This is a genomic window from Achromobacter sp. ISS7, assembly GCF_056523125.1.
In genome coordinates, this window is record NZ_JAWRZD010000001.1 from 553,373 (window position 1) to 566,670 (window position 13,298).

Sequence of the window (13,298 nt, forward strand, 5' to 3'; positions counted from 1 at the left end):
ATGTCCAACGCAATGCATAGCGCCACCCTGGTGGCGCAGGCGGCCACCAGCCCGGCAGCGGCGCCGGCCGCCGCGGCTCCGGCAGCCGCCGCCGCCGCGCCCGCCGCCCAGCAGGCCGCGGCCACGGCCGGCGGCATCGCCCAGCAAGCCGCTGGCGCAGTCCAGCAATCCGCGGACGCGCTGCACAGCGCCGCCGCCGCGCTGCCCGCGGTGGCGCCGGCGCCCGCGCCCGTCCCCGACATGGGCTTCATGCACTTCGTGGCGCAAAGCGACTTCGTCGGCAAGAGCCTGTTCATCATCCTGATCCTGATGTCGCTGGTGACCTGGTACCTGATCCTGGTCAAGGTCGGCAGCAACATCAGCATGCGCCGCCGCTCGGCCGACTTCCTGAACAAGTTCTGGAACGCCAGCTCGCTGGAGCAGGTCGAGCACGAGATCACCACGCACGGCGCGCGCGATCCGTTCTCGCACCTGGCCAGCCACGCCATGCACGCCCAGGCGCACCACAACAAGTTCGGCGCCACCAAGCTGGAAGAGGCGGGCTCGAACAGCGATTTCGTCACGCGCACCATGCGCAAGGTGATCGACGAGGAAACCGCCAAGCTGGAAAACGGCCTGACGGTGCTGGCCTCGGTCGGTTCGACGGCGCCGTTCGTCGGCCTGTTCGGCACGGTGTGGGGCGTGTACCATGCCCTGGTCGGCATCGGCCTGTCCGATGGCGTCACCATCAACCGCATCGCCGGTCCGGTGGGCGAGGCCCTGATCATGACCGGCCTGGGCCTGGCGGTCGCCATTCCGGCGGTGCTGGCCTACAACACCTTCGTGCGCAACAACCGCGTCTACCTGTCGCGCCTGGACGCCTTCGCGCATGACCTGTTCGCCTTCCTGACGACCGGCCAGCAAGTGGCGCTGTCGGACAGCAAGGTGCGCGCCTTGCGCCGCCAGCACGGTAACGGCGCCGCGGTCCAACGCGGGAGCGAATAATGGCTTTTGGCAGCTTCGAGGGCAAAGGATCCGGCACCCACACGGTGTCCGAGATCAACATGGTGCCGCTGATCGACGTCATGCTGGTGTTGCTGGTGATCTTCATCATCACGGCGCCGCTCCTGGCGCACTCGATCAAGATCAACATGCCCCAGGTGGCCGCCGAGCAGATCGAGGAAGAACCCAAGACCGTGGACCTGGCCATCGACGCCAGCGGCGCGTTGTTCTGGGACGAGAAGCCGGTCAATATCGACGACCTGCCGAATCGCTTCAAGTCGATCGCCGGCACCAAGCCGCAACCCGAAATCCGCATCCGTGCCGACCAGAACACCCGCTACGAGACGCTGGCCAAGGTCATGGCCTCGGCTCGCCGCTCGGGGATGACGCGCATCGGTTTCGTCACCACGCCGCCCTCGGGCGGGGCAGCGGCAGAGGCCCCGGGCACCCCGGCGCCGTCCGCCCGTTGAACGATTCCCAACAACGGGGCGCATTTCGCGCCCCGTTTTTTCTGGGATCGCGCTAGAATCGCGGCATGCGAGTTCTGGTAATCGAAGACGACACCACCCTGGGCCACGCGCTCCAGGAATTTCTGGCCGACCAAGGTTATGCGGTCGACTGGCTGACCGAGGGCGACCGGGTTCTGGGCGCACTGGCAGGCCAGCCGTATGACCTGATGCTGCTCGACCTCAATCTGCCCGGCATGAGCGGCCTGGACGTGCTGCGCCAGCTGCGGCAGGACGGCAACCAGGTTCCGGTGCTGATCCTGACGGCCCGTGACGGCATCGAGGACCGCGTCGCCGGTCTGGACGCCGGCGCCGACGACTACGTCACCAAGCCTTTCGAATTGCCCGAGCTGGCCGCTCGCGTGCGCGCCTTCGGCCGTCGCCGGGCGGGGCAGGCGCAGCCGCTGATCGAGGTCGGTCCGCTGGTGTTCGACACTGTTGGCCGCGAAGTCCGGGCCAATGGCCAGCGCCTGTCGCTGTCCGTGCGCGAACTGTCCGTGCTGGAAATGCTGATGGCCCGCGTTGGCCGCGTGGTCACCAAGCGCCAGATCGTCAATTCGCTGTCCGCCTGGGACGCCGATTTCAGCGAGAACGCAGTGGAAGTCTATGTGTACCGCCTGCGCAAGCGCCTGGAAGGCACGGGCGCCAGCATCCAGACGGTACGCGGCTTCGGCTACATGCTGGATGTGGAAACGGCCTGACGGCCCGTCTGGCCGCCTGAAGCCGGCTGGCGCCGCCAGCCCGCGGCGGCCAAACTCCACGTCCACTTAAGCGAGGGCACCGCGTCATGACGTCAGAACGCACTCCTTCCGCGCCCCAGGCTCCCCGGCCATTGCTCCCCTCACGTTCGCTCGCGCGGCATCTGGTCATCCGGCTGATGCCGCCGATCCTGTTGCTGGTGCTGCTGGATCTGGCCGCCACCTGGGTCATCACCCACAAGATCGACATGTCGCTGTGGATGCTGGAAGACTTCTTCTGGCTGATGGTGGTGGGGCAGGTGCTGCTGATCGCCCTGTTCACCTGGGTGGTGGTGCAGGGGGTGCGTTCCGGCCTGCGCTCGGTCAACCACCTGTCCGAGGAGATCCGGCAGCGCTCCATCGACGACATGCAGCCGCTGGAAGTGGTTGGCGTGCCGGTCGAGATCGAACCCCTCGTCACCCATACCAACGACCTGCTGTTGCGGCTCGACGCGTCGCTGGCGGCGCAGCGCCGCTTCATCGGCCATGCCGCGCACCAGCTGCGCACGCCCTTGTCCGGCCTGCGGCTGGAGTCCGAGCTGATGCTGGCGCGGCCCTTGCCCGACGACGTGCGGGCGCGCGCCGAGCGCATCAAGGCGGTCAGCGACCGCATGATCCGGCTGGGCCAGCAGCTGCTGGTGCTGGCGCGCGCCGACCCCAATGCCCGGCCGCAGGACAGTTTCGTGCGCATCGACCTGTGCGAATGGGTGCGGGCGCATGGCGCGGAGTGGTTCCCGCGGGTGCGCGAGGCGCGCTACGAACTGGACCTGGTGGCGCCGGACGCGCCGATCTGGATCGACGCCGATCCGCTGTTGCTGGCCGAACTGCTGGGCAACCTGATCGACAACGCGCTGCGCTATGGCAATGACACCGGCAAGATCACCCTGATCGTCGGCGCCAATCCGCCGTCGCTGACGGTGGAGGACGATGGCCCGGGCATTCCCCCGGAAGAGCGCGACCGCGTGTTCGAGGCGTTCTACCGTTCGCCGTCGGTCACCGCCGGCGGCTCGGGCCTGGGGCTGGAGATCGTGCGCGAGATCGCGCATGCGCATGGCGCCTGGTGGAAGCTCACCAGCCGCCCCGATTTTTCCGGAACGCGGCTTTCCGTCGTGTTCCCCGGCCCCCGCAAGGGGGCGCAACTCACTCGGCAAGAACCCACATCATGAGCCAGGGCTCGGTCAGCGTTCCTCCTTCGACTACCGGCGCGGCTCCTGCCGGCCACGTGCCGTCCTCGCGCGCCGCCCTCGTCCTGGGGGCGCTGGGCGTGGTGTACGGCGACATCGGCACCAGCCCCCTGTACACGCTGCGGGCCTGCCTGACCGGGCTGAGCGTGCACACCGACCTGGAGCCGGCCCACCTGCTGGGCGTGCTGTCCATCCTGTTCTGGATGCTGATGGTGGTGGTGTCGCTGAAGTACGTGACGCTGATCCTGCGCGCCGACAACCGCGGCGAGGGCGGCACGCTGGCGCTGCTGGAGCTGGCGGTGCGCAACCGCGACGGCAAGCTGCGCTGGATCCTGATCGTGCTGGGCATCTTCGGCGCGGCGCTGTTCTATGGCGACAGCATGATCACGCCGGCGATTTCGGTGCTGTCGGCGCTGGAAGGGATCGGCATCGTCTCGCACACGCTGGATGCGTGGGTGGTGCCGCTGGCGCTGGTGGTGCTGGTGGCGCTGTTCGCGATCCAGTCGCATGGCACGGGCGCCATGGGCAAGCTGTTCGGGCCGGTGATGCTGCTGTGGTTCGGCACGCTGGCGGCGCTGGGCGGCTGGCAGATCTGGCAGACGCCCGAGGTGCTGGCCGCGCTCAATCCGATGTGGGGCCTGCGTTTCATCGTCGAGTTCCCGTGGATCAGTTTCGTGTTGCTGGGCGCGGTGGTGCTGGCGCTGACCGGCGCCGAGGCGCTGTACGCCGACATGGGCCACTTCGGCCGGCCGGCGATCCGCAGCGCCTGGTTCAGCATGGTGCTGCCGGCATTGACGCTGTGCTATTTCGGCCAGGGGGCGCTGCTGTTGCGTGACCCCAGCGCGATCCGCAATCCGTTCTTCATGATGGCGCCTGAGTGGGGCCTGGCGCCGCTGGTGGCGCTGGCGACGGTGGCCACCATCGTGGCTTCGCAGGCGGTGATTTCGGGCGCCTACTCGGTGACGCGCCAGGCGGTGCAGCTGGGCTTCTGGCCGCGCATGCAGATCCTGCACACCTCGGCGGTGGAGAAGGGGCAGATCTACCTGCCGCAGGTCAACGCGCTGCTGCTGTGCGCGGTGCTGGTGCTGGTGCTGGTGTTCCGCAACTCCGACAACCTGGCGGCGGCCTATGGCTTCGCGGTGACGGGGACGATGCTGACGACGTCGGTGCTGGCGTTCGCGGTGCTGCCGCGCGGCACCACGGGCGCCAAGCGCATGCTGTGGTTCGTGGTGCTGGGCCTGCTGCTGCTGTTCGACGTGCTGCTGTTCTCGGCCAATGTGTTCAAGATCCACGAAGGCGGCTGGCTGCCGCTGGTGGTGGCGATCGTGGTGTTCACGCTGATGATGACGTGGCGCCGCGGCCGCCGGCTGCTGTCCGACATGCAGCAGCGCGATCGCCAGCCGCTCAAGGAATTCATGGAGCAGCTGGAGGCCTATCCGCCGTCGCGGGTGCCGGGCACGGCGATCTTCATGACGATGAATTCGGGCAATGTGCCGCCGGCGCTGCTGCATAACCTCAAGCACAACAAGGTGCTGCATGACCACGTGCTGTTCCTGACGATCCGGGTGGCCGACGTGCCGTACGTGTCGGAGGATGAGCGTTTCTCGGTGACCAAGATGAGCGCGTCGAGCTGGGCGGCGACGATCAATTACGGCTTCAAGGAAGATCCGGATGTGCCGGAGGCGCTGCGGCTGGTGGCCGAGGCTTATCCGGAGCTGGATCTGGAGCCGATGCGGACGTCTTACTTCCTGTCGCGGCAGACGGTGGTGGCGGCCAGGAAGCCGGCGCTGTGGCGCTGGCGGCGGGCGGTGTTTTCGTTCATGGCGCGCAATTCGACGCGGAGTACGAAGTTTTTCAAGATTCCGGCGAATCGGGTGGTGGAGATGGGGATGCAGGTGGAGTTGTAGGCCTGTTTTTTCCTGGCCCTTGGTAGTTGGTTCTTGAGGCGCCCGCCGGGGTGGCGTTGCGGGGCGCGGGGCTACGATTGCGGTCCGGAGCGTTCGCTCCGGACTTCCCCGTTGTCATCTTCGTCCAGGCCTTCGGCCTTTCCTTCAGATTCCCTCGGGCGCATCTACACGCCCCGCGCCCCCGCAACGCCACCCCGGCGGGCTCGAGTGTCTGCCGCTGGGCGGTTGCTGGGGGGAGCCGTTTTCTTGGCTTGCTTGCCTACAGTCTGTTGGCTTGGAAGGAGTTTGCGGGGTCGCCAAAGGCGGCCGCGCGGGCGGCCTTTTTTGGCGTTGGGCTGGGTGATGGGGGTTGGTTGTTGTTGCGGCCGGTGCTGGCGTTGGCTGGCGGGTGCGAAAAGGCGGTGGCTGTTGCGCAATAAAAAAGCCCCTCGGTGTGCGAGGGGCTTTTTGCTGGGCGGGAAGAATTACTTCTTCTTGGCCTCGTCCTTCAGTTGCGGCAGCGACGTGCCGGAGGCGGAGAGCAGGCCGGTTTGCGTGTAGGTGAACAGCTTGGCGCGGGTGTCGACGATGTCGAGGTTGCGCATGGTCAGCTGGCCGATGCGGTCGGCGGGGGTGAAGGGGGCGTTCTCGACCTTTTCCATCGACAGGCGCTCGGGGGCGTAGGTCAGGTTGGGCGATTCGGTGTTGAGCAGCGAGTAGTCGTTGCCGCGGCGCAGTTCGATCGTGACTTCGCCGGTGATGGCGCGGGCGACCCAGCGCTGGGCGGTTTCGCGCAGCATGATGGCTTGCGGGTCGAACCAGCGGCCCTGGTACAGCAGGCGACCCAGCTTGCGGCCGCTTTCGCGGTACTGCTCGATGGTGTCTTCGTTGTGGATGCCGGTGGCCAGGCGCTCGTAGGCGATGAACAGCAAGGCCAGGCCCGGGGCTTCGTAGATGCCGCGGCTCTTGGCTTCGATGATGCGGTTTTCGATCTGGTCGCTCATGCCCAGGCCGTGGCGGCCGCCGATGCGGTTGGCTTCGAGCATCAGTTCGACCGGGTCGCTGTATTCCACGCCGTTCAGGGCGACCGGCTGGCCTTCCTCGAAGCGGACGGTGACTTCCTCGGCCTTGACGGCGACGTCGTCGCGCCAGAACGCCACGCCCATGATGGGCTTGACGATGCGGATGCCGGAGTTCAGGTGCTCCAGGTCCTTGGCTTCGTGGGTGGCGCCGAGCAGGTTGGAGTCGGTGGAGTAGGCCTTTTCCGCCGACATCTTGTAGTCGAAGCCGGCCTGGCGCATGTACTCGGACATTTCCGAGCGGCCGCCGAGCTGGTCGATGAACTGCTGGTCGAGCCAGGGCTTGTAGATCTTCAGGTCCGGGTTGGTCAGCAGGCCGTAGCGGTAGAAGCGCTCGATGTCGTTGCCCTTGAAGGTGCTGCCGTCGCCCCAGATGTTGACGTTGTCTTCCTTCATGGCGGCCACGAGCATGGTGCCGGTGACGGCCCGACCGATGGGCGTGGTGTTGAAGTAGGTGATGCCGGCGGTCGAGATGTGGAACGCGCCGGCCTGCAGGGCGGCGATGCCTTCGGCCACGAGCTGCGCGCGGCAGTCGATCAGGCGGGCGTTCTCGGCGCCGTAGGCCAGGGCCTTGCGCGGGATCTCGTCGTAGTCGGATTCGTCGGGTTGGCCCAGGTTCGCGGTGTAGGCGTAGGGGATGGCGCCGTTGTTGCGCATCCAGAGCAGCGCGGCGCTGGTGTCGAGGCCGCCGGAAAAGGCGATGCCGACCTTCTGGCCGGTGGGAAGGTTCGGGAGGATAGTGGTCATTGTTTGAGGTGAGACGCCAACGGGACTTTGACAGCAACGAGCCGCCAAACAAGAAATCTGGCGGCCATTTTAACTCTTTTGGGCCGGGGGCAGCCGGGATTGGGGCGGCGGGGCGGAAAGCCGGCGGCGGCGCGGGCGGCCGGGCCGGGCAGCGGGGCCGGGCAGGGCTGCGGGGCGGGCGCGCGGGGAGGAGCGGTCGCCATATTGGAGCGGGGGGCGTGGCCAACCTGTCCGAATTGTCAGGAAGCGGACAGCGTGCGGTCCCGTAGGGCTTTCTACAGTGGGAGCCGTACTGACTGTCAGCCGCGCGGGCGGCTCCGAAAAATGAACACAGGCAAGCGCAGGGCGTCGCGGTGGGCGGCGGGGCTGGTGGCGGTGGCCGGCCTGGCCGGCTGTGCCGTCGGGCCCGATTACCAGCGGCCGGCCATGGATCTGCCCTCCGGTTACAAAGAGGCGGGGCCCTGGAAGACGGCGCAGCCGGGCGTGGTGGATGGCTCGCAGCCGTGGTGGGAGGCTTACGGTGATCCGACCCTGAATGGCCTGATCGTGGCCGCCAACGGCGCCAACCAGACCATCCAGCAGGCCCAGGCGCAATACCGCCAGGCGCGCGCGGCGGCCGACGCGGCCCGCGCCGGGTTCTGGCCCACGGTCGGCGCCAATGTGTCGGCGCAGCGCGCCCGCGCCAAGGGCAGCACGGGGATCGCGGTCTCCAACAGCTACGCGGCCGCGATCGACGTGTCGTGGGAGCCGGACCTGTGGGGCGCGGTGCGCCGCCAGGTCGAGTCCAGCGACGCGTCGACCCAGGCCAGCGAGGCCAGCCTGGCCGCCGCCCGGCTCAGCATCCAGGCGGCGCTGGCGCAGGATTACCTGCAACTGCGCGCGGTGGACCGGGAAAAGGACCTGTATGCACGCACCCTGCAGGCCTATGAGCGCACCTTGAAACTCACCCGCAGTCAGTACGACGCGGGCGTGGCGCTGCGGTCGGACGTGGCCCAGGCCGAGGCCCAGCTCAGGACCGCGCAAGCCCAGGCGATCGACCTGGACACCTCGCGCAACCAACTCGAACACGCCATCGCCATCCTGACCGGGCGGGCGCCGGCGCAGTTCAGCCTGGCGCCGCTGGCGGCGGACCAACCCTGGATGTTCCACGTGCCCGCGGTGCCGACCGGGCTGCCATCCGACCTGCTGGAGCGGCGTCCGGACATCGCCGCCGCCGAGCGTCAGGTGGCCTCCGCCAATGCCGCCATCGGCGTGGCGCGCGCCGCCTACTTCCCGTCGCTGGTGCTGTCGGCCGCGGGCGGCTTCGGCGCGGCCAGCTTCGCGCAGTGGTTCAACGCGCCGGGCCGGGTCTGGTCGCTGGGGGCGGCGCTGGCCGGGACGATTTTCGACGGCGGCCTGCGCCGCGCGCGCGATGCGCTGGCGGTGGCGGCGTTCGACGCCAGCGCCGCGCAATACAAGCAGACGGTGCTGGGCGCGTTCCAGGAGGTGGAGGACAACCTGTCCACGCTGCGGGTGCTGGACGACGAGGCGCGGGCGCAGGACCAGGCGGTGGCGGCCTCGCGGCTGAGCGAGCAGCTGGCGCTGGCGCAGTACCGCGCCGGCACCACCACCTTCCTGGCCGTGGCCACGGCGCAGGCCCTGACGCTGTCGAACGAACGCAATGCCGTGCAGTTGCGCGGCCGCCAGATGGTGGCCAGCGTGGCGCTGATCAAGGCCGTGGGCGGCGGCTGGAACGCGTCCGCCCTGGATACGCCGGATGCCCAGGCGCTGGCGGTGGCCGGCGCGGCGCCGGTCGCGCCCAAATCCCCTACCGAGAATGAGTAAGTCCATGGACAAGGCAGTGACGATTTCCCATCCGGGTGCGGGCGGCCGCAAGGCGGCGCTGCTGGTGCTGGCGCTGGCGGCCTGCGGCCTGGCCGCGTGGTGGTGGCTGCGCGGCGGCCGCGAGGTGGCGCCCGCGCCCGCGCCGGCGGTGCCGGTGGCGACCGCGCTGGCGCAGCGCCAGGATGTGCCGCGCTATCTGACCGGCGTCGGCACGGTGACGTCGGCGGCGACCGTCACGGTCAAGGCGCGCATCGATGGCCAGCTCGACAGCGTCGGCTTCGTCGAGGGCCAGGACGTGAAGGCCGGCCAGGTGCTGGCCAACATCGACCCGCGCGCCCTGCAGGCGCAGCTGGCCCAGGCCCAGGCGCAGCGCGCCAAGGACCAGGCCACGCTGGTCAACGCGCGGCTGGACCTGCAGCGCTACACCCGCCTGCAGCGCGAGGACGCCGCCACCCAGCAGACGCTGGACACGCAGCGCGCGCTGGTGGCGCAGCTGGAGGCGGCGACGCAGACCGACGACGCCCAGATCAGCTACGCCAAGGTGCAGCTGGACTACACCCGCATCGTCGCGCCGATTTCCGGCCGGGTGGGGGCGCGGCTGGTGGACCCGGGCAATATTGTGCATGCGGCCGACGCCAACGGCCTGGTGGTGATCAACCAGATCGATCCGATCACGGTGCTGTTCTCGCTGCCGGAAGAGTCGGTGCCGGCGATCAACGCGGCCATGGACAAGGGCCAGGCGCTGACCGTGGTGGCGTATGCGCGCGGCGGCAACGAGCCGCTGGAGCAGGGCCAGCTGGTGCTGCTGAACAACCAGATCGACACCACCACCGGCACGGTGCAGCTCAAGGGCCGCTTCGACAATCCGCGCCATCGCCTCTGGCCCGGGCAGTACGTCAATGCGCGGCTGGTGCTGGACCCGCACGAGAGCGTGGTGACGGTGCCGGCGGCCGCGGTCCAGCGCGGCCAGGCGGATACCTTCGTGTACGTGGTGGACGGCGCCGGCGTGGCGCAGCCGCGGCCGGTCAAGGTGGAACGCATGCAGGACGGCCTGGCCGTGATCCAGCAGGGACTGGACGCCGGCCAGCGCGTGGTGGTGGACGGCCAGTACAAGCTCAAGCCCGGCAGCAAGGTGCGTGAGCTGGCCGCGGCGGCGGGAGGCGGCCAGTGAGCATTTCAGCGAACTTCATCAAGCGGCCCATCGGCACTTCGCTGCTGGCGCTGGCGATCCTGCTGGTCGGCATCGCGGCCTGGCCGCTGCTGCCGGTGGCGCCGCTGCCGCAGGTCGACTTTCCCACCATCCAGGTGCAGGCCAATCTGCCGGGCGGCAGTCCCGAGACCATGGCGTCCAACGTGGCGCAGCCGCTGGAGCGGCAGTTCTCGCTGATCGCCGGCCTGTCGCAGATGACCTCGGTCAGCGCCATCGGCCTGACCCAGATCACGCTGCAGTTCGACCTGAACCGCAGCATCGACTCGGCGGCGGTGGACGTGCAGGCCGCGATCAACGCCGCCACCGGCCAGCTGCCGAACAACCTGCCGAACCCGCCGACCTTCCGCAAGGTCAATCCGGCCGACGCGCCGATCATGGTGATGGCGGTGCAGTCGGACACGCTGCCGCTGATCCAGGTCAATGACTACGCCGACAACATCCTGGCGCAGCAGATTTCGCAGATCTCGGGCGTGGGGCTGGTCAACATCGGCGGCCAGCAGAAGCCGGCCGTGCGCATCCAGGTGGATCCGGGCAAGCTGGCGGCGCTGGGCCTGAGCCTGGAGGACATCCGCGGCGTCATCGCCACCACCACCGTCAACCAGCCCAAGGGCACCATCGACGGGCCGCGCCAGAGCTTCACCACCTACACCAACGACCAGCTGCTGTCGGCCGCGCAATGGAACGACATGGTGCTGGCGTACCGCAATGGCGCGCCGATCCGGGTGCGCGACGTGGGCGTGGCGGTGGACGGGCCGGAGAACACCAAGCTGGCCGGCTGGGCCTATGCCGGGCCGGCCTCGCCGCCGGACAACACCATCACCAACGGCCGCTCGATCGTGCTGCAGATCAGCAAGCAGCCGGGCGCCAACGTGATCGACACGGTGGACCGGATCCGCGCGGCGCTGCCGCGGCTGGAGGCGTCGATTCCGCCGTCGGTGCACGTCAACACCATCATCGACCGCACCCAGACTATCCGCGCCTCGGTGCAGGACGTGGAGTTCACGCTGACGCTGACCATCATCCTGGTGGTGCTGGTGATCTTCCTGTTCCTGCGCAACGTGGCCGCCACGCTGATTCCGTGCGTGACGGTGCCGCTGGCGCTGATGGGCACGGCCGCCATCATGTACGTGGTGGGCTTCAGTCTGGACAACCTGTCGCTGATGGCGCTGACGATCGCGGTGGGCTTCGTGGTGGACGACGCCATCGTGATGCTGGAGAACATCTACCGCCACGTCGAGGCGGGCATGTCGCCGATGGAGGCGGCCTACAAGGGCGCGGGCGAGATCGGCTTCACCATCGTCTCGATCTCGGTGTCGCTGGTGGCGGTGTTCATTCCGCTGCTGCTGATGGGCGGCATCGTCGGCCGGCTGTTCCGCGAGTTCGCGGTGACGGTGACGCTGACCATCGTGGTGTCGGTGCTGGTGTCGCTGACGCTGACGCCGATGCTGTGCTCGCGCTACCTGAAGAACCACCACGGCGACCGCCACGGACGCCTGTACCTGCTGTTCGAGCGCGGTTTCGATGCCATGCTGCATGGCTATGAGCGCGGCCTGAAGCTGGTGTTGCGGCACCCGTTCGCCACGCTGTGCTCGTTTCTGGCGACGGTGGCGTGCACGGTGGCGCTGTTCGTGATGATCCCGAAGGGCTTTTTCCCGCAGCAGGATACCGGCTTCATCTTCGGCTTCGCCGAATCGGCCCAGGATTCGTCGTTCTCGCTGATGAACCAGCGCATGATCCAGATGGCCGACGTGATCCGGCAGGACCCGGACATCGCCAGCTTCGGTTTCAACGGCAGCCAGAGCACCTACAACACCGGCAACTTCTACATCGGCCTGAAGCCGAAGGACGAGGGCCGCACGGCTTCGGCCGACGAGGTCATCGCGCGGCTGCGGCCGCAGCTGGCCAAGCTGGAAGGGGTGACGCTGTTCATGCAGGCGGGCCAGGACATCAACGTCGGCGGGCGGCTGTCACGCACCCAGTACCAGTACACGCTGACCGATTCGAACCTGGACGAGCTGAACGTGTGGGCGCCGCGCCTGCTGGCCAAGTTCCGCGAGCTGCCGATGCTGACCGACCTGGCGTCCGACCAGCAGAACGCGGCGGCCACCGCGTCCATCACCATCGATCGCGCCCGCGCCTCGTCGTTCGGCATTTCGCCGGCGCTGATCGACGCCACCATCTACGATGCCATCGGCCAGCGCCAGGTGGCGCAGTACTTCACCCAGATCAACAGCTACCACGTGGTGCTGGAGGTGACGCCCAAGCTGCAGCAGGACCCGGACCTGTTCTCCAAGCTCTACCTGACCTCGCCGCTGACGGGCCAACAGGTGCCGCTGTCGACCTTCATCAAGCTCGATACCAACAAGACCGCCTACCTGTCGATCAGCCACCAGGGCCAGTTCCCGGCGGTGACGATTTCGTTCAACCTGGCGCCGGGGGCGTCGCTCGGGCAGGCGGTGCAGGCGATCCAGCAGGCCCAGGCGCAGATGGGCGCGCCGGCCAGCCTGACGGGGGCGTTCCAGGGCACGGCCAAGGCCTTCGGCGACTCGCTGTCGACCCAGCCCTACCTGATCGCCGCCGCGCTGATCGCGGTGTATATCGTGCTGGGGCTGCTGTACGAGAGCTACATCCATCCGCTGACGATCCTGTCGACGCAGCCGTCGGCTGGGGTGGGGGCGCTGCTGATCCTGATGGTGGGCGGCTACGACCTGAGCGTGATCGCGCTGATCGGCATCATCCTGCTGATCGGCATCGTCAAGAAGAACGGCATCATGATGATCGACTTCGCGCTGACGGCCGAGCGCGAGCACGGCATGTCGCCGTCGGAGGCGATCTACCAGGCCTGCGTGCTGCGCTTCCGGCCGATCATGATGACGACCATGTGCGCGCTGCTCAGCGGCCTGCCGCTGATGCTGAGCCACGGCCAGGGCTCGGAGTTGCGCCGGCCGCTGGGCTATGCGATGGTGGGCGGGCTGATCGTGTCGCAGGCGCTGACATTGTTCACGACGCCGGTGGTGTACCTGTACCTGGACCGGGCGCACTTCTGGTACATGCGCAAGAAACAGGAGCGCGCCGCCCGCAAGGCGGGGGCGCCTGTGCAGCCCGGAGTTGAGTCAAAATAGGCTTCCTTGATCGTCGACATGC

General features: G+C 68.2%; 9 protein-coding genes. 8 read left to right on the forward strand and 1 reads right to left on the reverse strand.

Annotated elements, in window-relative coordinates; translation table 11 throughout:
* The 5 genes from AC1HFW_RS02540 (at position 1) to AC1HFW_RS02560 (ending at position 5,315) form a co-directional block, all read left to right on the forward strand.
* The gene (locus tag AC1HFW_RS02540) at positions 1-984 is read left to right on the forward strand and encodes a MotA/TolQ/ExbB proton channel family protein (RefSeq protein WP_061071991.1); all 984 of its coding nucleotides are present in this window, start codon (positions 1-3) and stop codon (positions 982-984) included.
* Positions 984-1,451 (forward strand): ExbD/TolR family protein, encoded by a 468-nt coding sequence (locus AC1HFW_RS02545; protein ID WP_006393851.1) that lies wholly within the window; start codon positions 984-986, stop codon positions 1,449-1,451. The genes AC1HFW_RS02540 and AC1HFW_RS02545 overlap by 1 nt, the downstream gene beginning before the upstream one ends.
* Before the next feature lie 65 nt (positions 1,452-1,516).
* Positions 1,517-2,188, forward strand: coding sequence for a response regulator transcription factor (locus tag AC1HFW_RS02550; RefSeq protein WP_006218435.1), 672 nt, complete (start codon positions 1,517-1,519; stop codon positions 2,186-2,188).
* An 86-nt stretch (positions 2,189-2,274) separates the two neighbouring features.
* A complete protein-coding gene (locus AC1HFW_RS02555) occupies positions 2,275-3,390 on the forward strand; it encodes a sensor histidine kinase (protein WP_479281648.1) in 1,116 nt (371 codons plus the stop codon).
* Positions 3,387-5,315: a potassium transporter Kup gene (locus tag AC1HFW_RS02560; protein ID WP_061071990.1), complete on the forward strand. Its 1,929-nt coding sequence runs from the start codon at positions 3,387-3,389 to the stop codon at positions 5,313-5,315. Before AC1HFW_RS02555 ends, AC1HFW_RS02560 begins: the two co-directional genes overlap by 4 nt.
* A 464-nt stretch (positions 5,316-5,779) precedes the next feature.
* Here the strand turns inward: AC1HFW_RS02560 and argG are convergent, their stop codons facing one another.
* Entirely contained in the window at positions 5,780-7,120 is a 1,341-nt protein-coding gene (gene argG, locus AC1HFW_RS02565; RefSeq protein ID WP_479281651.1) for an argininosuccinate synthase, read from the reverse strand.
* Positions 7,121-7,444: 324 nt separating this feature from the next.
* Here argG and AC1HFW_RS02570 point away from each other — a divergent pair, with 324 nt between their 5' ends.
* The 3 genes from AC1HFW_RS02570 to AC1HFW_RS02580 are packed head-to-tail and all read left to right on the forward strand — an operon-like array spanning position 7,445 to position 13,276.
* On the forward strand, positions 7,445-8,944 hold the full coding sequence (locus AC1HFW_RS02570) for an efflux transporter outer membrane subunit (protein ID WP_479281652.1): 1,500 nt from the start codon (positions 7,445-7,447) through the stop codon (positions 8,942-8,944).
* A gap of 4 nt (positions 8,945-8,948) precedes the next feature.
* Positions 8,949-10,115 (forward strand): efflux RND transporter periplasmic adaptor subunit, encoded by a 1,167-nt coding sequence (locus tag AC1HFW_RS02575; RefSeq protein ID WP_241072849.1) that lies wholly within the window; start codon positions 8,949-8,951, stop codon positions 10,113-10,115.
* A complete protein-coding gene (locus AC1HFW_RS02580; RefSeq protein ID WP_479281654.1) occupies positions 10,112-13,276 on the forward strand; it encodes an efflux RND transporter permease subunit in 3,165 nt (1,054 codons plus the stop codon). Before AC1HFW_RS02575 ends, AC1HFW_RS02580 begins: the two co-directional genes overlap by 4 nt.
* Positions 13,277-13,298 lie beyond the last annotated feature (22 nt).

What these genes read in the sequence shown, in the direction of transcription:
- argG (WP_479281651.1), bottom strand. Translation starts at nt 7,120, where the DNA reads ATGACCACTATCCTCCCGAACCTTCCCACCGGCCAGAAGGTCGGCATC.
- AC1HFW_RS02560 (WP_061071990.1), top strand. Translation starts at nt 3,387, where the DNA reads ATGAGCCAGGGCTCGGTCAGCGTTCCTCCTTCGACTACCGGCGCGGCT.
- AC1HFW_RS02575 (WP_241072849.1), top strand. Translation starts at nt 8,949, where the DNA reads ATGGACAAGGCAGTGACGATTTCCCATCCGGGTGCGGGCGGCCGCAAG.
- AC1HFW_RS02540 (WP_061071991.1), top strand. Translation starts at nt 1, where the DNA reads ATGTCCAACGCAATGCATAGCGCCACCCTGGTGGCGCAGGCGGCCACC.
- AC1HFW_RS02555 (WP_479281648.1), top strand. Translation starts at nt 2,275, where the DNA reads ATGACGTCAGAACGCACTCCTTCCGCGCCCCAGGCTCCCCGGCCATTG.
- AC1HFW_RS02570 (WP_479281652.1), top strand. Translation starts at nt 7,445, where the DNA reads ATGAACACAGGCAAGCGCAGGGCGTCGCGGTGGGCGGCGGGGCTGGTG.
- AC1HFW_RS02545 (WP_006393851.1), top strand. Translation starts at nt 984, where the DNA reads ATGGCTTTTGGCAGCTTCGAGGGCAAAGGATCCGGCACCCACACGGTG.
- AC1HFW_RS02550 (WP_006218435.1), top strand. Translation starts at nt 1,517, where the DNA reads ATGCGAGTTCTGGTAATCGAAGACGACACCACCCTGGGCCACGCGCTC.